The sequence below is a fragment of the Streptomyces sp. NPDC048392 genome (genome assembly GCF_043200575.1).
GTDB lineage: Bacteria > Actinomycetota > Actinomycetes > Streptomycetales > Streptomycetaceae > Streptomyces.
Genome location: NZ_JBICYB010000019.1, coordinates 117896 through 137074 on the forward strand (window position 1 = coordinate 117896; position 19179 = coordinate 137074).

At 71.2% G+C, this 19179-nt stretch carries 12 protein-coding genes and 1 pseudogene; 5 read left to right on the forward strand and 8 right to left on the reverse strand.

Annotation, left to right across the window (positions count from 1 at the left end; translation table 11 throughout):
• The first annotated feature begins 115 nt into the window (after window positions 1-115).
• Entirely contained in the window at window positions 116-2263 is a 2148-nt protein-coding gene (locus ACGFYH_RS24230) for an MMPL family transporter (protein WP_393805249.1), read from the forward strand.
• A 236-nt stretch (window positions 2264-2499) separates the two neighbouring features.
• On the opposite strand, the gene ACGFYH_RS24235 is transcribed toward ACGFYH_RS24230, so the two are convergent.
• From ACGFYH_RS24235 to ACGFYH_RS24250, 4 genes are all read right to left on the reverse strand, one after another.
• Window positions 2500-3381 carry an NADP-dependent oxidoreductase gene (locus ACGFYH_RS24235; protein WP_393805250.1) on the reverse strand — a complete coding sequence of 294 codons (882 nt, stop codon included), beginning with the start codon at window positions 3379-3381 and terminating at the stop codon, window positions 2500-2502.
• A gap of 149 nt (window positions 3382-3530) precedes the next feature.
• On the reverse strand, window positions 3531-3722 hold the full coding sequence (locus tag ACGFYH_RS24240; protein WP_393805251.1) for a hypothetical protein: 192 nt from the start codon (window positions 3720-3722) through the stop codon (window positions 3531-3533).
• 21 nt (window positions 3723-3743) lie between these two features.
• Window positions 3744-5174 carry an ATP-binding protein gene (locus tag ACGFYH_RS24245; RefSeq protein WP_393805252.1) on the reverse strand — a complete coding sequence of 477 codons (1431 nt, stop codon included), beginning with the start codon at window positions 5172-5174 and terminating at the stop codon, window positions 3744-3746.
• Window positions 5171-5863, reverse strand: a complete 693-nt coding sequence (locus ACGFYH_RS24250; protein ID WP_393805253.1) for a response regulator transcription factor — start codon at window positions 5861-5863, stop codon at window positions 5171-5173. Before ACGFYH_RS24250 ends, ACGFYH_RS24245 begins: the two co-directional genes overlap by 4 nt.
• 756 nt (window positions 5864-6619) lie before the next feature.
• Here ACGFYH_RS24250 and ACGFYH_RS24255 point away from each other — a divergent pair.
• Both ACGFYH_RS24255 and ACGFYH_RS24260 read left to right on the forward strand, forming a co-directional pair.
• Window positions 6620-6880: pseudogene (locus tag ACGFYH_RS24255) on the forward strand (aldo/keto reductase); the annotation flags it as partial.
• A gap of 1174 nt (window positions 6881-8054) precedes the next feature.
• Window positions 8055-10433 carry an ATP-binding protein gene (locus tag ACGFYH_RS24260; protein WP_393805254.1) on the forward strand — a complete coding sequence of 793 codons (2379 nt, stop codon included), beginning with the start codon at window positions 8055-8057 and terminating at the stop codon, window positions 10431-10433.
• Between the two features lie 368 nt (window positions 10434-10801).
• Here the strand turns inward: ACGFYH_RS24260 and ACGFYH_RS24265 are convergent, their stop codons facing one another.
• Complete coding sequence (locus tag ACGFYH_RS24265; RefSeq protein WP_393805255.1) at window positions 10802-13042, reverse strand: pyridoxal-phosphate dependent enzyme; 2241 nt, start codon at window positions 13040-13042, stop codon at window positions 10802-10804.
• 102 nt (window positions 13043-13144) lie between these two features.
• Window positions 13145-13360 carry an MbtH family protein gene (locus ACGFYH_RS24270; protein WP_393805256.1) on the reverse strand — a complete coding sequence of 72 codons (216 nt, stop codon included), beginning with the start codon at window positions 13358-13360 and terminating at the stop codon, window positions 13145-13147.
• Window positions 13361-13669: 309 nt separating this feature from the next.
• On the opposite strand from ACGFYH_RS24270, the gene ACGFYH_RS24275 reads away from it, so the two are divergent.
• The gene (locus ACGFYH_RS24275) at window positions 13670-14041 is read left to right on the forward strand and encodes a nuclear transport factor 2 family protein (protein WP_393805257.1); all 372 of its coding nucleotides are present in this window, start codon (window positions 13670-13672) and stop codon (window positions 14039-14041) included.
• 141 nt (window positions 14042-14182) lie between these two features.
• Window positions 14183-15625 carry a tryptophan 7-halogenase gene (locus tag ACGFYH_RS24280; RefSeq protein ID WP_393805258.1) on the forward strand — a complete coding sequence of 481 codons (1443 nt, stop codon included), beginning with the start codon at window positions 14183-14185 and terminating at the stop codon, window positions 15623-15625.
• Window positions 15626-15643: 18 nt separating this feature from the next.
• On the opposite strand, the gene ACGFYH_RS24285 is transcribed toward ACGFYH_RS24280, so the two are convergent.
• Both ACGFYH_RS24285 and ACGFYH_RS24290 read right to left on the reverse strand, forming a co-directional pair.
• Window positions 15644-16546 (reverse strand): kinase, encoded by a 903-nt coding sequence (locus ACGFYH_RS24285; protein ID WP_393805259.1) that lies wholly within the window; start codon window positions 16544-16546, stop codon window positions 15644-15646.
• Window positions 16543-19128 (reverse strand): beta-ketoacyl synthase N-terminal-like domain-containing protein, encoded by a 2586-nt coding sequence (locus ACGFYH_RS24290; RefSeq protein WP_393805260.1) that lies wholly within the window; start codon window positions 19126-19128, stop codon window positions 16543-16545. Before ACGFYH_RS24290 ends, ACGFYH_RS24285 begins: the two co-directional genes overlap by 4 nt.
• Window positions 19129-19179: the final 51 nt, after the last annotated feature.

Consider the following 19179-nt stretch of genomic DNA (forward strand, 5'->3'; position numbering starts at 1 on the left):
GCACTGAACACTCCCACGGACCGGTTACTTCACAGGCTCTAACGGTTGTCTCAGGTTCGCTCTTTAGGAAGTAGGCGTCAGAGAAGCGATGTAACCCGTATGTAGGAGGCCAGTGATGGCAGTCAACGCAGCGCCGTCCGGGGAAGCGCCGGCCGGTCGGTTGGCAGGGCGGTGGGTGGCGTGGTTGGTGATCGGCTTGTGGTTGGTGCTGGCGGTGTTCATGGTGCCGCTGAGCGGGAAGTTGAGTTCGGTCACCACCGACAGCGCCGCGGACACTCTGCCGGCCAGCGCCGAGTCCACCAAGGTCGCGGTACTGGAGGACAGTCTCCCCGACGGTGACGACAACACGTTCGTCTTCGTGTACCACCGCGCCGGCGGCCTGACCGACGCCGACCGCGCGACGGTCGAGCGCCACTACAACACCCTTGCCAAGCGGTACCCGCCGAAGGTGGCGGCCCCGGCCGGCGGCGACGAGGGCCCACCGGCGAGCCCCTCCACCGACGGCAGGGCGATGATGTTCACCCTCGAGGTGAGCACGACCTACGGCGCACCGGAGGACGTCGTCGGCCCGTTGCGTGACGCCACGAAGGACCGCCCCTCCGGCCTGGAACTCGACGTGACCGGCCCGGGCGCGATCGACGGCGACATGGATGCCGTCTTCGACGGCATCGACGTGCAGGTCCTCCTCACCACCATCGTCGTCGTCACGCTCCTGCTCATCCTCACCTACCGCAGCCCGGTGTTGTGGATCATCCCGCTGATGGCCGTTGGCGCGGCCGCGCTGACCTCGATGGGAACCGTCTACCTGCTCGTCAAGGGCTTCGGCATCGTGGTCAACGACCAGAACTCGGCACTGCTGACGATCCTGGTATTCGGCGTCGGCACGGACTACGCGCTGTTGCTCATCGCTCGATATCGGGAGGCACTGCACCACCACGAGAACGTCCGGGTCGCGATGGTCCACGCGCTGCGCTCCGCGGCGCCGGCCATCGTCGCGTCCGCGGCCACCGTGGTCGCCGGCCTGCTCTGCCTGCTCGTCGCGGACCTGAACAGCACCAGCGGGTTGGGCCCGATCGGTGCGGCCGGCATCCTGTGCGCGCTGGTGGCCATGCTGACGCTGTTCCCGGCGGTGCTCGTGGTGCTCGGCAGGCGGATCTTCTGGCCGGCCATCCCGCGGTTCAGCACGGCCGTGGAGGAGAAGCCGGGGCTGTGGGGACGGCTTGGCGCCGCCATCAGCCGCCGCCGGTGGGTGGCGACGCTCGGCTCGCTCGGAGTCCTCGGCGTGCTCGCCCTGGGGCTGGCGGGCAACACCGGCGCCCTGCGGGAGCAGGACCAGTTCCTGTCCGCGCCGGAGTCGGTCACCGGCTTCACCGTTCTCCGCCAGCACTTCCCGGAGCTCGGCGGCCAGCCGATGACGATCCTCACGCGGCCGGCGCACCAGGAGCGGGTGCTCGACATCGTCCAGGACACCCGCGGTGTGGCCCTGGCCGTCCCCGAGCAGACCAGCGGTGACTGGGCCAACATCTCCGTGTTCCCGAAGGACGCGCCGGACACCGTCGCAGAGTACGACACGATCAAGCGGGTGCGCACCGCCGTGCACGCGGTGAGCGGGGCGGAGGCGATCGTCGGCGGGCCGAGTGCGGAGAACCTCGACACCGAGGTGACCACCAAGCGCGACGAGAAGCTGGTGATCCCGCTGGTGCTCGCCGTCGTCCTGATCGTCCTCGGGCTGCTGCTGCGCGCGGTCCTGGCCCCGCTGGTCCTGATGGCCACCGTGATCGTCTCATTCGCCGCGGCCTTCGGTGGCAGCGTGTTCGTCTTCGACACGATCCTCGGGTTCAAGGGTGTCGACGATTCGGTGCCGCTGCTGGCATTCCTGTTCCTGGTGGCGCTCGGCGTCGACTACAACATCTTCCTGACCAGCCGGGCCCGGGAGGAGACCGATCGTCTCGGCCCCAGAGAGGGCATGCTCAAAGCCCTCTCGGCCACCGGTGGCGTCATCACCTCGGCAGGCCTGGTCCTGGCGGCCACGTTCGCGGTCCTCGCCACACTTCCGCTGGTGATGCTGATCGAGGTCGGGTTCCTGGTCGCCTTCGGCGTGCTGCTCGACGCCCTGCTGGTGCGGTCGGTCCTGGTGCCCGCCCTCACCCTGCTGATCGGCCGGCGGATGTGGTGGCCGAGCCGGCTGTCCCGTCCAGCGGCGGAGCTGCCGGACGGTCAGCAGTCGCTCGCCGACCACGAGGAGCCCGCGCTGCGACAGTGAGCGCGGCGGCACGGACGAGATCCGGGACGCGGACCCAGGCCCGTCCCGGATCTTTTCATGGGCCCGACGGTCGCCGCCCTTTGGTCCTGCGCCACGCGCCGGGGCCGGTGTCGGCGTACGCCTGAACCGAACGTGCTCAAGCCCGTACAGGTACACGTGCTCAGCTGATGATGCTGACCACGGGGTCCCGTCAGTCCGCAATGGACGGTCGACAGCGTCAGACGGCCGGGCACTCCTCATGCCGCCTTGATGACAACCTTGCCCGAGGTGTGACCGTTCTCGACGGTCGCGAGGGCGGCCGGGGCGTCGGAGAGCGGATGGACCGCGGTGATCACGGGTGCGAGGAGTCCGTCGAGGGCCAGTCGGGCCGACCGCTCCAGGTTCTCGCGGTCGAGGCGACGCTCGACGAAGCGCCCACCGAGATCGGGCACAGACATATCACCCACTGCGATGACATTGCGGGGATCCTGGGCCAGCGGAGCGACCGTCCGCAGCGAGGTGCCTCCGGCCAGGTCGACGATCCCGTCGAAGCCGTCCGGAACCAGCTCGCGTGCCACGGCGGCGACGTCCTCGGCCGTGTAATCGATGAACCGCACTCCGATGGCCTCGGCGTGCTCGCGTTTGGCGGTACTTCCGGTGCCGATCACACGCAGCTCGCGCCCAACAGCCAGCCGGGCGACGGCGAGGCCGACCCCGCCCCCGACCCCGTTGACCAGGACCGTGGCACCGGCCGGGAGGCCGAGCTGGTCGAGCACGTCCACCGCGGTCGTCCCGGCCACTGGCAGCGTTGCCGCCACGGTCGCGGACAGCCCCTCCGGGATGCGCGCCGTGTTCGGCGCGGACAGCACCGTCGTCTCGGCGTAGGTGCCGCCACCGGTGAGCGCGAAGCCGAAGACCGCGTCACCCACCTCGAGCCCGTTGACGTCCTCGCCCCGGGCGACAACCGTTCCAGCTGCCTCCATGCCCGGCACGCGGGGAAACGGACGCCCGCCGTCGAGCCCGTCGACCAGACCCGAGCGCAGAAGGTGGTCGAGGGGATTCACGCCGGCGACGTCGACCCGGATCAGCACCTCGCCGCGACCGGGGACGGGATCGGGACGTTCGAAGAACTTCTGCACCTCAGGCCCGCCATACCTGCCGAAACCCCACGCCTGCCCCATCTTCCGCCGCCTCTCGTATGACCGATCCGGGTGATTCCGGGCGTTGTCGCCATCCTCACCTCTGACATGAACGTAAGGGGCAACCGACTGAGACGCAGATCACAGCATCAGGCCGACCGCGCCACCGGTTCCGGGGCCGTGGACAGCTCCGCCCGGTGCCGACTGTTGGCCCTGATCAGCACGTCGAGTGCGTCCCGGGTCTCGATCAGGTGCGCGATGTCGGCGTCGATCCGGTCGCGCTCGCGCATCATCGCCGTGAACGTCTCCTCGGCGACGCCCAGGTCCCCCGGGACGTCCACACACGGGCAGCACAGTCGCGATCACCCGGCTGGACATACCGCGATCGGGGCGGGCGGGGCCGCGGCCGGAAGGTCAACCCGAAGCAGCGCGCCACCGCGTGCGGAGCGGGCGACGGTGGCCCGGCCGCCGTGGGCGTCGACGACCCGCTGCACGATCGACAGCCCCAGACCGGATCCCGGCAACGCCCGGGCGCTGTCGGCACGGTATAACCGGTCGAACACCCGCGGTACGTCGGCGGCGTCGATGCCCGGCCCGGCGTCGTCGACCTCGAGCATCGCCGACGCGCCCTCGGCACGCAGCCGGACCTGGACCGGCTGGTCCGCGGGGGACCACTTGCCGGCGTTGTCGATGAGGTTGAGCACCGCCCGCTGGAGCGCAGCGGGACGCCCGCTCACCCACACGGAGGTCACGTCGAGCGCGACCTCGATGTCGGGCACGCGGGAACGCGCCCGGGTCGCGGCGGTCACCACCACGTCGGCGAGGTCGAGCAGCTCGGTGTTCTCGTCGCTCACGTCACCGCGCGCCAGGTCGGTCAGCTCGGCGGCAAGGGTGCTCAACTCGGCCACCTGGGCACCGAGATCGTTGAGCAGCCGGGTCCGGCCCTCCGCCGGCAGTGCGCTGTTCAGGGTGCCGCGCCGATCGAGCCGGATCAGCAGCTCGACGTTGAGGCGCAGGCTGGTGAGCGGGGTCCTGAGCTCGTGGGCGGCGTCCTCGGCGAGCAGCCGCTGGGCCCGCCGGGAGTCCCGGAGCGCGGCGAGCATGTCGTTGATCGACTGGATCAGCCGCCGGATCTCCCCACCGCCCTCGTCCGGGATGCCGGCGTCGAGATCCCGGGTGTGCGCGACACGTACCGCGGCGGCGGTCAGCCGGTCGATCGGCGCCAGCCCGGTCCGCGCCACGGTCCGCCCGACGAGGGCGCCGCCGACCACGCAGAACAGCCCGATCAGCAGCATGCCGAACCCGAACCGGTTGATCGGGCTGTCGTCGGCGACACGGGCCACCTGGACCGCGCCGTCGCCCGCCCGCAGCGTGTAGATGAGGTAGCCCTCTTCGCTGTCGTTCGACTCCATCAGGTCGGCCGACGCGCCCTGCGCCACGCGCCCGGCGTGCTCACTGACCGGGGGCAGCGCGGGTTGGCCGGCCGGCGTCCGGGTCGAGCCGTCGGGCAGGATGACCCGCACCAGCCGACCGGATCCGGGATACGGCGGTAGCTGGACCTGCGCCAGACCGGCGCGCTGCGCGTTCGTCGCCAGGACGCGGGAGTCGGCGCGCAGCTGATTCTCGGCGGTGTCCCGCAACTCCCAGTCCAGTAGCTCGCTGGCCACCTGGAAGGCCACGAACACGCTGACCGCGATGGCCGTCGCCGCGATCACCGTCAGCCTGGTCCGCAGGGACCGCCGGCGCCACCATCGGGTCAGCCGGCGCGGTTCCCGGCCGGCGGGCCTGCTCACGGAGGAGTCTCCCGCAACGAGTATCCCAGGCCGCGCAGCGTGTAGATCAATCGCGGCTCACCTCCGGCCTCCATCTTGCGGCGCAGGTAGCTCACGTATACCTGGAGGTTGTTGGCGGTGGCGCTCATGTCGAAGCCCCAGATCGCCTCGAACAGCGCGTCGCGGGTCAAGACCCGGGTCGCGTTGCGCATGAGGACCTGCAGAAGGGAGAACTCGGTCCGGGTCAGGCGCAGCGGCCGCCCGCCACGCCACGCCTCGAACCTGTCGGGGTCGAGCCGGAGGTCGGCGAACGACAGGATCTGCGACTCCCCGTCGGTCGGCGTGCGCCGGCGCAGCAGGGCCCGCACCCGGGCCAGCAACTCCTCGGTCGCGAACGGCTTGGGCAGGTAGTCGTCGGCCCCCGCGTCCAGCCCCGTGACCCGGTCGGAGACCTGGTCACGGGCGGTCAGCATCAGCACCGGCAGATCCCGGCCCGCGGCCCGCAACCGCCGGCAGGTCTCCAACCCGCCGAGGCGGGGCATCATCACGTCGAGGATCAGCAGATCCAGCGTGTCACCGCCTGTCCCACCGACCCCGTCGAGCACGGCGAGACCGTTGGCGACGGTGCTGGTGTCGTAACCCTCGACCTGGAGCACCCGCTCCAGCGACTCACGGATGGCCGCTTCATCATCCGCGATCATGATCCGCACGCCGGCCCGCCCCCTTCCAGTCGATGCTCTTGCCGCTCATCGTCCCCGATCAACCTGAGGCCAGGATTAGCGCGTCGCTGGGGACCGCGCTCTTAGCTTAGAACTCAGCGGGCTCGGGTCGGCGCCCGTGGGTTCCGATGCGGGTGACACCGGTGGCGGCTTCGAGCTGCCGCTTCAGGCGCTGGTCGTCCAGGGCGACTTGCTGGATGCGGGCGGCGGCCAACGATAGGAGTCGCCTCGGGCCGTTGCTTCACGTTCGGCTGTTGCTGAACGGTCATCGTCCGCCTTCCTGTCGGTCCTCGGGCGAGCTGCGAGGTACTCGGCCCAGTCGCGTTTGGCCTAGGCGACCCAGCGCGGTGCGGTGTGGGGGGTGCATGCCGGTCACGTCCGCGAGGATCGGGCCGGGGAGATCGGCTGCGAGGGCCGCCGGCGCCGCGTTGCGGGCGATACGGACCTGTATGCCGTGGCGGCCCGGCTTCTGGGTCATGCCGTGTGTGGGGATCGGCTTGCCTGGGACCATGTCCGGGAATAGCCGTTGGGGGCCTGGGTGTACTCGCGAGAGCTGGGGCCGCAGTTGCGGTTGTCCGGAGAGGTGCCGAAGGAGTTCGGCGAGTCGTGGCGGCAGCAGGACGGGGTGGCGGCAGCAGGACGGGGTGGCGGCCCAGGACCAGGTGGGCGTGCTCGTCACCGAGATACGCGCAGCAGGACGACAGAGGATGATGGGAAACATGGAGCACCGGCAGAGGCAAGCGGCAGGTGTCCGTGGTCGGCCTGGGCACCTGGCAGCTGAGGGCCGACCGGGGTGATGTGGAGGAGGACGCCTTGGCGGTGCTGGACGCTGCCGTCGAGTCCGCGGTGACCTTCTTCTACACCGCCGACGTGTACGGGGACGGCCGCAGCGAGCAACTCATCGGCCAGTACCTGCATCGGCGCCCGGACGCGGATGTCCTGGTGGCGACGAGGACGGACCGCCGCGTGGAGCTGGATCCGGTGCCGTACACGCTGGACAGCTTCCGCGCCTGAAGGACCGTCCGCGCCGAGTGGGCCCGCGCACATCCACGCCGCGCCTGCGACAACGCGCATCGCAGCGTGACGTGAACGGCCGGGGCGTGTCCGGGAATTCGTGGCACCCAGGGCGCTCTGTGCGCGGCGAATCCGCCCTGTCACCCCGCAGGCACAGCATCAGGCACAGCACCGCGGCACGGGCCAGATCCCGATCGTCTTGCGGCCGTGGTGTCCGAGGGCAGTGGACGGCAGCGTGTATCCCGCGTCGGACTGCCCGGTTCGACGTCCCGCCCATCCCAAGTCAACAGCCGACCGATGACATCCGGGAAAACCCTCGAACCTTCTTGTGCGTTGCCAGAGAAACAGAGAGATTCTGGTCCGCTCCTCATAGGGAAACGGATCCTCTTAACCCCCTCAGCGACGTCGGAACGGCGCGAGCAGTGCGTGAACGGATTTCGAAACGGGCACGAACCGGGCCGCTCAGAAGGGGAAACGGACACGGTGGTCCTGACCGTTGATCCACAGAATTCTGGGCACACTCAAAGCATCGCTTGACCCAAGCACGCACCATTCCTAGGCTTCGAGGAAACCAACCGGAGTGAAGCGAATACCCCACGCGTTGACATTCGTTCCCTTTCCTCCACCGGCAGTGCGCAGTGGAGAGAGACCGTACCCGCTAGTGCTCACCCCTCCCGCATCTGCCTCTCATCCCGACCGCAGCGCGCTGAGATCCGGGCCGACCAGCGGCGCCTGTCCCGGCCGCACGCGTGAACCCACCGCTCGCGGCCGTCTCGGACGGCATCCCGTCCGTTCACCTTCGCGACCGACCGATCGCGCACGGACCGTACGCCGACGCACTGGACGCTTTCCCTTCGATCCCCGGGCATCTGTCCTCTCCCTCCCCCAGTGCCGCCCCGGCGTCCTGCCGCACGTTTCCGGACCGAATCCGAGAGTTGTACCCAGTCCGCCCAGAGGCGACTTCGCCCTGCGGAGCACAGCACCCCCACTGCGGCCGCCGACCCCACGAAAGGCGTGTGCCATGTCCACCCCCACGACTGTCACGTGCGACACCTGCGGAACCCCGATACCCCGAACCAAGCAGCCCCGTACCTCGCAGCCTCGCGCCCGCTACTGCTCCAACGCCTGCCGTCAACGCTCCTATCGGCTGCGGCACAGGTCCGGCGCCATGGACACCGGACTGAGCAGCGAACTCCTGACCCCGCTCAGCAGCTTCGTCGGCCGCGCCGACGAACAGATCGAGCTGAACAGGCTGTTGCACGAAGTTCGGCTGCTGACGGTGACCGGGCCCGTCGGCGTGGGCAAGTCCCGACTGGCGTTGGAGGTGGCCGGCCAGGAGGCACGCCGCCGCCGGAGCGAGGTGTCCGTGGTAAGACTCGGCGCGGTCACCGACGCCGACGGGGCGCGCCGTCGGATCCTCGACGCCATCGGCGAAGAACCGGGCGGGGGCACGGCGACAGCCTCGGCACCGGACCGGCTGCTCGTCCTGGACGACTGCGACCACGTGCTGTACTCCTGCGGAACCGTACTGACTGAGCTGCTTCCCGGACGACCGAGGCTGAGTGTCCTGGCCACGAGCAGGGAGCCACTGCGGCTGCCCGGCGAGGCGGTGTTCTCGGTGAACGGTTTGGCGCTCAGCGAAGCCGGGTCCGGCAACTCATTGACCGACCATCTGCGTTCGGACGCGGTCTCCCTCTTCATGGACCGCGCCCGCGCGGTCGCCCCGGACTTCCGGCTCAGCCGGGACAACGCCGACGACGTGGCCGAGATATGCGCACGATTGGACGGGCTGCCGCTGTCGATCGAGATGGCCGCCCGGCTGGTCCGGGTCTTCCCGCCGGCCGAGCTCCGTTCCAGGCTGCACGACCGGTTGGCGCTCCTGACGAATGGCTGGCGGCTCGCCGAGGAACGCCATCAGAGTCTGCGCGCCGCGCTTGAGTGGGGGTACACGCTGCTGCGGCCCGCGGAACAGACCCTGCTGCGCAGGCTGTCGGTCCTACCGGGCGGCTTCGGCCTGGAAGCGGCCACGGCGGTCACCGCTGACCTGCCGGGGACAGTGGCCGCGCTACCGGAACTCCTGATCGCCCTGGAAGCGAAGTCCGTCATCACCGCGCACGCAGGCACGAGCAGCGGAGATCCCCGTTTCCGTATGCTGGAATCCACCCAATGTTTCGGGCAGGAACTGCTCGTCGCCGAGGGGGAGGACACATCGACGTACGAGCTCCTGACCACATGGCTGACAACGATGTCTCTTCCCCTGCGGACCGAGGCCGTGGTGCCGTCTGCCACGCTGGACCGGCTGGCCGAGGAGCGCGTCAATCTCCTGCACGCGGTACGACGCCTCGGCGAGGGCTCCGACGAGCGCCAACTGCTGCTGACCGGTGCGCTTGCCGCGGTGGAGGGGACACGGGGACGGAACGCCGAGGTGGCCGGGCTCGTGGAGCACGCCCTGGAGACGGCCACGCCGGACTCCGCGTACCGCGCCGTGGCGCTGGAGGCGACGGCCCTTGCCAGTCATGGCTCCGAACCCGACGAGGCGGCACGGCGGATCGACGCGGCAGTGCGGGAGGAACGACGGCGTGGCCCTTCACCCCTGCTGGGGCGGCTGGTGTTCGTACGGGGGATTCTGCGGCAGGCTCGGGACGAGCGCCGGGCGTCGGTCGACGACCTGGAAGAGTCCTTGGAGATCGGTCTGCGGTCACGGCACGACGCCCTCGTGGCGTTGAGCCGGGGCGCCCTCGCCCGACACCGCCTGGAGGACGGCGACCCGTCCACCGCCGAACGCGAGCTGGAGCAAGCCCTCACCGTGCTGCGCGACGGGGTGGCCCCGCAGTTGCTGAGCGCCATCCTGTCCACCGCCGGTTCGCTGACCCTGGAGAAGGGCGATCTGAAGCGAGCGGAGGAGCACTTCACCGAGGCGCTGCGCTGCCGTGCACATCACCATCGGGACGCGGCTCGGGCGTTGGAGGGGCTCGCCCTTGTCGCCGTCCGCGGGTATCGGTTCGAGCGGGGCGTACGGCTCCTTGGTGTGGCGGAGCGCGTGCGCGACGGGGCGTTCAAGGAGAGCGGCTGGTGGCGGTGGCAGGTTCAGCAGGCGCGTGAGGCCGCGCTGCGGGCGGTGCCGGTGAGCCGGGCCGAGTCCTGGTTGAAGGCCGGCCGGGCGATGCCGTGGCGGCAGGCGGTGTGTCTGGCGCTCGGCGAGGACTCGGTCGAACCGCAGGACGCGGGGGCTTCCCACCCGCTGAGCAGACGGGAGCAGGACGTGGCCGCACTCGTCGTGGAGGGCCTGACCAACCGCCAGATCGCGGCGCGCATCCATGTGTCCGTGCGCACGGTGGAGACGCACATCCGTCATATCCGCACCACGCTGGGGTTGCGGTCCCGGGCCCACATCGCGGCGTGGGCCGCACAGCAGCAGACGGACGTCCCAAAGGCGCCCGTGCCGGCTACGACCGTGGCGCTGCGGCGGCTGCCTGATCCCCGGCAGGTGCTGCGCGGGTCGGGCGTCGGTGGCGGATCCATCGGGCCAGAGCTGAGGGGCGCCTAGAGTTCACCGGCCCTCCCCGTCGTCGTCCTGAGGACGGCCTCGCGGCGCTCGGCCCTGTGCCTGGGCATGTCCCAGGCACAGGCCCATGGGACGCCGGGTGCGCGGCTTCCTGCGGGAGGTACTCGGCCTGACGCCCGGTGCGGCAAGAGTGCGCGCCGCACGCCGGGCCGGGCCTCCCGGCCGAAAGCCGAGTGGAAGGAAGCGCCGGCCGGGCTCCGTCCGTCGTGCCGCCGCTCCCTTCGTGCGATCCGCGGCACGCCGGTCCGTGCCGGTGCGTGGCGCGGCCTCCGGGTTCTGCGGCCCCGTGACCAAGGGGATAGTGGAGTCTTCGCAGACCGCACCGTCGACCGACCGGCGGTGTGCGACAGTCAAGGCACCTGAGTGGTTCCCACCCGGATCAGTGCCGTCGCCCTGTCCAGGGCGGCCTCGACCTCCCGCGGTGTCGCACCGACGGCGACCACATGGCCCAGTCGGTCGTAGGCGTCCTGCGGCGGTCGGACCGTCCGGCCGGGGGCGCCGGTGACGACGACGGATTCGACTCCGGGCACCCGGGCGGCCTCGGTGGTACCGGTGACGTCGGTCAGCCGTCCGGTCTTCGTCGCCGTCAGGAACCGTATTCCGGCGTGCCGGGCACCGTCCGTTTTCCGTGCGAGTGCGAGGGGGCGCCCCGTAGCGGCGCGGAGCTGCTGGTCGAGGAGATCGACGCCGGTCGCGGCGCGGACCAGTTCGGGGATCAGGCCACCGGCCAGACGCCCGTTGACCTCGACGACGGCGGGTCCGTCCGGCGTCAGACGGACCTCGACGTGGGCGGGGCCGAGCGCGAACCCGATCGCCTTCAGGGCCTGCCGCGCGCACTCCGCGAGTTCCGCCTCGGCCACCGGGGACAGTACGGCGGGGAACAGGTGCCCGGTCTCGACGAAGTACGGCAGCGCGGTGGTGGTCCTCTGGGTCACTCCGACGCACACGGCCTCGCCGTCGGCGCAGAACATCTCGATGCTGTATTCGGGCCCCTGCGCGAACTCCTCGACGAGCACCTTGCCCGCCCGTCTCTGGCCGCGGACGTTCTCGGTGGCGGCGAGGATGTGCGCGGCGTGGGCGAGGGCGCTCGCTTCGTCGGAGCACCAGCGCACGTCCTGCGAGCCGGAACCGTCGGCCGGTTTGACCACGCAGGGCAGTCCGACGCGGGCGACGGCGGCGGCCACGGCGTCGGCCGATTCGACGACGACGTAGGCGGGCTGCGGCACACCCGCGTCGTCGAGGGCGGCGCGGCTCAGGGCCTTGTCCCGGCAGAGTGCGGCGGTGTCGGCGGCATGCCCGGGGCGCTGGAACGACCGGGCCAGCGCCGCCGCCTGGGCGAGGTAGAAGTCGCTGGTGGTGGTGGCGCCGGCGATGGTGCGTCCCGCGGCGGCCTCGTCGGCGGCGGCGCGCAGGGCCGCCTCGTCCTCGGTGTCGCAGGGGACCGTGTGGCAGCCGGTGTCCTCCAGTCCCGCGTAGCGGGTGGGGTCCTTGGTCAGGAGGACCGGGGCGAGGCCCAGCCGGGCCGCCGTGCGCAGGGCCAGCATGCCGGTGCCGGTGGTGTTGGACTCGACGAAGACGAGTACGGGGCGGTCCTTGCGCGGGATCGCCGCGTAGGACCAGCTGTGCACGGTCGTGCCGAAGGCCACTTCGGCGGGGGCGGTGGCGAGGGGGCCGGCCGCCTCGTGGCGGTAGACGGTCTCGGCATAGCGGTCCCCGCGGTCCGGCATGATGCCGACGAGCCGGGTGCCGGGCCGGGCGTGGGCCGCGAGGTGGGTGAGGACCCGGTAGACGGAGCCGGAGGTGTTGCCGGCAAAGATCTTCTGTTCTCTGGCGAGGCTCTGGGTCGCGTCGAAGGCCTCGTCGTCCGAGAGCCAGTGGACCTCGTCGAAGAGCCGGTAGTCGAGGTTGTCGGGGTAGAGGCTGTTGCCGAGTCCGCTCTGTTTGCGGCTGGCGAGGTCGGGCTGGCCGAACAGCACGCTGCCGACGCAGTCGACGCCGACCACCTTCAGGTCGGGCAGGTGTTCCAGGAGCGCGGCGGAGGTGCCGCAGAGCGAGCCGCCGCTGCCGACGGAGCCGACCAGGACGTCCACGGTGCCCAGGTCGTCGCGGAGTTCGTCGGCGAGGGAGCGGTAGGCGGCCGGGTTGTCCGGGTTGCTGTACTGGCGCGGCCACCAGGCACCCGGCAGGTCACGCATCAGGTCGGCGAGGCGTTCGAGGCGGGCGCTCTGCCAGCCCTGGGCCGTCATCGCCTCCACGACGTGCACGCTGCAGCCCGTCGCCCGGAGCTTGGCGAGGGTGACGGGGTCGATGCGGGGGTCGGTGACGATGTGGACCGGGTGCCCGAGATAGGTGCCGACCAGGGCGACGCCGAGGGCCATGGTGCCGGAGGAGCTCTCCACGATGGGGGCGCCTTCGCGCAGGGCGCCGGTGCGGCGGGCCTCCAGGATGATGCGGCGGGCGACGCGGTCCTTCATGGCGTAGGGGTTGAGCAGTTCGAGTTTGGCGTAGACCTCGACTCCGGCGGCGGCGTCCACCCGCAGCCGGACGGCCGGGGTGTTGCCGATGGCGTCGACGAGGGTGTCGTGTCGCATGGGCGCTCCTCGGGGAGGTGCCTCGGTCGGAGTGCGGGCCGGGCGTCGGTGAGCCGGGGCGCCTCCCGGCGGTGGCTGGGAGAGAGGGCCCCGGCCGGGCCCTCAGCCGTCCATGGCCTCGATCAGGCTCTTGGGCCGCAGGTCGGTCCAGTTCTCCTCGATGTAGGCCAGGCACGCCTCGCGGCTGTCCTTGTCGTGCGCGACGGTCCAGCCGTCCGGGACATCCGCGAACGCGGGCCACAGCGAGTGCTGTCCCTCGTCGTTGACGAGGACCTGGAAGGTGGCGTCCGGATCGTCGAACGGGTTCACCTGTCCCACCGCCCTTTCCCGTGTCGTGGCACGGTGGTCGTTCCACCGTCGGGCCCTCATCTTCACGGCGTGTGCCGGGCCGGTCCTCGGTGGGATCCACCGTTACGGCGTGCGCACAAGGGCCACCCGCCCACGGGCTGCCACAACGGGCCGAGGTATGCCTAGTCTTGCGGGACTCACGCAGCCAGGCCGTTCGCCTGTTGACTGCCGGCTCCGCTCTCGCGCATCCGGACGGAACCCCGCTTTCCCCTTCGTCGGCGTCGGCCGGCTCCCCGTCGCGCGGAGCGCTGAGCGCCACCATGACCGGAAGGAAACGGCATGACCTCCTTCGAGGTGGATCAGATCGCCGAACGAGTCCGCCGCTACTACACGTTGGTGGACGACGGTGACGTCCAGGGAGTCGTCGCGCTCTTCGCCGACGGTGCGGTGTACGAGCGTCCCGGTTACGACCCCATCGTCGGGCGGGACGGCCTCGATGCCTTCTACCGTGGCCGGCGGGTCATCGACGCCGGACGCCACACGGTGGTCAAGCTCGTGGTCGAGGCGAGTGAGGCGGCCGTGGAGGGCGAGTTCCGCGGGACGCTGAAGGACGGCAGCGAGGTGGACCTGCGGTTCGCCGACTTCTTCCGGCTCGACGAGGATCTGCTCTTCGAGGTCCGCAACACGTATTTCTTCGCGCCGATGGTGTGAGTGCGGGGTGCCACCGCGCGTAACGGTGGCTGACGCCGATGTTCCGTCCGTCAGGGCTCGCGAGGATCACGTCCGGACGGCCGCGTCTGGTCGCCGTCGGCCGTTCCCGTCGGCCGGCCCCCCTCGGTCGAAAGGGTCGCCATGACCAGTCCCGACGACGCGGCATCCGCGCAGTCGTTCGACGTCATCGTCGTCGGAGGCGGCCCTGCCGGGTCGTCGGCCGCGGCGTTCGTGGCCATGCAGGGCCATCGTGTCCTGCTGCTGGAGAAGGAGAGCTTCCCCCGCCACCAGGTCGGCGAGTCCCTGCTGCCCTCCACGGTGCACGGGATATGCGCCCTCCTCGGTGTGGACGAGGACGTGCACGCCGCCGGGTTCATCAAGAAGCGGGGCGGCACGTTCCGCTGGGGCTCCAACACCGAACCGTGGAGCTTCGACTTCGCGCTCTCCGAGAAGTTCGCGGGCCCCACCTCGTTCGCCTACCAGGTCGAGCGCATGAAGTTCGACCAGTTGCTGCTCGACAACGCCCGGCGCAAGGGCGTCGTGGTCCGTGAGCGCTGCTCGGTCCGGGATGTCCTCAAGGACGACGGCAGGGTGTGCGGGGTGCGCTACGAGGACGAGAACGGCACCGCGCGGGAGGTGCGCTCCCGGTTCGTCGTCGACGCCTCCGGCAACCAGAGCCGCCTGTACGGGCGCGTCGGCGGGCGGCGCCGCTACTCGGACTTCTTCCGGAACATCGCGCTCTACGGCTACTTCGAGGGCGGCAAGCGGCCCGCCGCGCCGAACAGCGGAAACATCACCTGCGTCGCCTTCGACGCGGGCTGGTTCTGGTACATCCCGCTGACCGACACCCTCACCTCGGTCGGCGCGGTGGTGCGCAAGGAGTGCGCGGACCGGATCCGGGGCGACCGCCACGAGGCACTGGCCTCGATGATCGCCGACTGCCCTCTCGTCGAGGACTACCTGTCGCAGGCGAGGCGGGTGACCGATGGCCCCTACGGCGAGGTCCGGGTACGCAAGGACTACTCCTACCTCAGCGACACCTTCTGGTCTCCGGGCCTGACACTGGTGGGCGACGCGGTGGGCTTCATCGACCCGCTGTTCTCCTCCGGCGTGCACATGGCCACGTTCAGTGCGCTGCTGGCCGCGCGCTCCGTCAACAGCGTCCTGCGGGGGGACCTGGAGGAAGAAGAGTGCTTCGCGGAGTACGCGGCCCGGTACCGCAAGGAATACGAGACCTTCCACGAATTCCTCGTCAGCTTCTACGACGTGACGCGGGACGAACAGCAGTACTTCGACGACGCCCGGCGCGTCACCCGCGACTCCTCCCCCGGCGCCGGGGCGTTCGCCGGGCTGGTCGGCGGCGGTGCCTCGGGCGACACGGCACTGACCTCGCACGCCTACCGGGACCAGCGCAAGAAGAACCTGAGCCGGCAGTCCCGCGACATCCACCGGGAGGGACACCGCCTCCAGATACAGGCGGCCTTCGGTGAGGCGGACGACGACGTTCCGGCCGTCAAGGGCGGACTGACGGTCGCGCAGGACGGCATGCACTGGGCGAAGAGCCAGGAGTCCGCGGCGGTGTGACGCCGCCGTCCTCTCCGTCTACCGGTCCGCCACGGCCGAGTGGTAGACGGAGAGGGTCCCGGGGAGCGCCGAGCAGGCGGCGCGCGCCGCTTCGAGCCTCTCCTGGTGCCCGTCTGCGGTGGCGTCAAGCAGGAGCCCGAGCATGGTGCCGCTGTGCGTGCACACCACTCCGAGGGCACCGACGCGTGCGGCGATTCCGGTCATCGCGTCGAGATTGCGCTTGGGCAGCCGGCGCTGGTTGAGGACCGCGCTCCGTGTCGTGACCGCGCCGACGGCGCTCAGGTCGGCGTCACGGACGGCGTCGGCGAGGTCGTCGACGAGTCGCGCGTACTCACGCCGCAGGCCGGACGGCACATGCCGGGGACGCCGGTTGTGGGCGACCGTGTCGAGATGCCCGCCCTCGTCGACGGCGACGACGGTCAGGGACGGCAGCGCGCCCAGCTCGGCGCGGAGCCGGACAGCACGGTGTTCGAAGACGACGACGCCGGGATACATGACCCCGTCGGTGGGTTCGACAGGGCGCAGCCAGTCCTCCACTGCGGGCGGTGAGGTGTCCAGGCCGAGTACGGCGCCGACGCCGCGGGCCGTGGCGACGAGGTCGGCGGAGGAGCTGGCGAGGCCCTTGCCGACGAGCAGGTCGCTGTCGAGCACGAGCGTTCCCCCGCCGCCGTCCCCGTGGGTGTCGAGCATGGTTCGCGCCAGGGTCAGCGACTTGGTCCTGTGCGCGGGATAGACGTGCAGCGGACCATGGGGGTCCAAGCGGAACCGGGCGCGGCTGCCCAGGCTGATCGGGAAGGTGACGAGGAAGGCGGTGCCGTCGGGCAGGACACCCTGGAGCAGCTCTCCGAAGGTGCCGCAGGCGGCGCCCGTGCCCTCGGCGATGTCCACGGCGACCCTGCGGGCGACGGCCGGCCTGGTCAAACGTGGTCCTGGGGGGTGACCGGCCTGTCGAGGTGCCGGGCCGCAGCCGTCCTGTGTGCGGTCGTGCGCGACCATGCGGCGTCGAGCCGGTCGAGTTCGCTCCCCTCGTCCTTGAGGAGCCGTGCCACTTGATCGGGGTGGGCGGAGCCCGCCGAGTGCTTGGCGCGCAGCCCGGCGTCGATGTCGAAGGACCCGGCGAGCAGTTCCGCCGCCGGCTCGGCCTCGTACCCGGACTCGGCGGCACAGGCCCGCAGCAGGTCCGCGTCCGGAGCGGCGGCGTCCAGGCCGCGCTCGACGGCGCGCTTGATGTAGCGCCCGGCGACGATCTGGGCGGTGCGCCACGGGATGCGGCAGTCCAGGGTGAGGCGGTTGGCGAGGGTGAAGCCGCCGAGGTGGTCCTCGGCGCAGGCGGTGCGCATCCGGTCGGTGCGGTAGGTGATGCCGGTGACGACGGCATGCGTCAGCCGCAGCAAGGAGCGCATGGCCCGCACTTGGGTGTACAGGTGGGCGCCGGTCTCCTTGGACACCTCGACGGTGTTGCTGTACGGGGTGTTGCGCTGTCCGGCGACGAGGTCGGCAGCCCGGCCGACGACGTGGGCGCAGCGTCCGCGGATGCGTTCCAGTACGGGGAAGTTGCGCTTCTGCGGCATGGCCGCGGAGATGCCCGCGAGGTCGTCGGGCAGGTCGAGGAAGCCGAAGCCGCTGCCGCCCCAGGTCATGAAGTCGGTGGTGAAGCGGCTCAGGACGGCGGCGTAGCCGGCGAGGTCCGAGGCCATGGCGGTGGTCCAGGTGCGGGAGGCGACGCCGACAAGGGCGTGCGGCTGGGGGCGGGCGAAGCCGAGGTCGGCGGCGAGCCGCGCTCGGTCCCAGGGCAGTTCCTGGCCCGCCATGGCACCGGAACCCAGCGGGCAGGCGTCCGTCTCGTCGTACGTGTGCAGCATGCGCCGCAGTGCGGCGTTGGTCTCGGCGGCGAGGGCGGCGAGGTGGTAGCCGGGGGTGATGATCTGTGCGGCCTGGCCGTGGGTGTAACCGGGCATGGGGGCGTCGGTGTGGCGGGCGGCGAGGGCGGTGACGGCGCGGCCGAGGTCCATGAGGTCCGCCGCGACGGCGGTGAAGTGGAGCCGTGCGGCCATGAGTTGGGCGCACACCTGGGCGTCGTTGCGGCTGCGGTCGACGTGCCAGGCGGCGAACGGCGGTGTGGGGCCGGACTGCACGTGGTGTTCGAGCGCGAAGGAGATGTCGGACATGTTCCGCTGCGGATCGGCGCGTATCGCGTCGACGTCGAGCGAGCCGAGGCGGGCGTCGAGGGCCGAGGCGCCCGCGGCGTCGACCAGCCCCATCCGCAGATACTCGCGCAGGAGAGCCCACGGCGCCAGGCCCCGCTGACGGCTGAAGCCCATGAGGGCACCCGGCCCCGGCATCACCGCGACTCCCCCGGCGAGCGCGAGGTCGCACTCGCCCGCCCGCAGCGCCCGTACGGCCATGTGGAGGGCGACGAGGGAGGACGAGCAGGCGGTGTCGACGGTGACGGCCGGACCTTCGAGGCCCAGGACGTAAGCGATCCGGCCGGACACCACGCTGCCCGCGGTGCCGGTGATGAGGTGCCCCTCAGCGCCCTGCCCGGCCTGGTGCAGGCGGGGGCCGTACTCCTGGTAGTGCGAGCCGACGAACACCCCGGTCCGGCTGCCGCGCAGGGACGCCGGGACGATGCCGGCCCGCTCGACGGCCTCCCAGCCCGTTTCCAGGAGCAGCCGCTGCTGAGGATCGGTGGCCAGGGCCTCCACCGGCGAGATGCCGAAGAACTCCGCGTCGAAGCGCCCCGCGTCGTGCAGGAAGCCGCCCTCCCGGACGTAGGCCCGGCCGGGTGTGTCGGGGTCGGGGTCGTACAGGGCGTCGAGGTCCCAGCCCCGGCCGGCGGGGAGCGGCCCGACGGCGTCGCCGCCGGAGTCGACGAGGCGCCACAGATCCTCCGGGGTGGCCACGCCTCCCGGGTAGCGGCACGCCATGCCGACGATGGCGATCGGGTCGTCGGACGTGGACGTCGCGGAAGCGTCGTGGTCGTCCCGGCCGGGTACCGCGGCGGCCGTGTGCTCCGCTCCGAGGATCTCGCCGAGGAGGTGTCCCACGAGGGCGGAGCAGTCGGGGTGGTCGAAGGCCACCGTCGCGGACAGCCGCAGTCCTGTGGCGGCGCCGAGACGGTTGCGCAGGTCGACGGCGGTCAGCGAGTCGAGACCGAGGTCCTTGAACGCCCGGTCCGGCGCGATCGCACCGGCGTCCGTGTGGCCGAGCACGGTGGTCACCTGGGCGCGGACCAGGTCGAGCAGCGTGGCCCGGCGCCCCTCGGGCGGTTGGCGGAGCAGGGAGTCCTTCAGCGCCGTGGCCCGGTCCGCGGTGCCGGGGGCGGCACCGGCCAGGCTGCGGCGCCGGGGAGCGGTGGTCTTCCGGGCGAGGCCGCTCAGCAGAGGGTGGTCGGCGGCGTCGCCGGCGGCGAGGGAGCGGAGGTCGAGGCGGGCGGCCAGGACGGCGCTCTCGGGCGATCGTTCGGCGGTGTCGAGGAGTCGCAGTCCGTCCTGTGTGGACATCGGCAACACACCCGTCCGACGCATCCGCGCCAGATCCGCCCGCTCCAAACC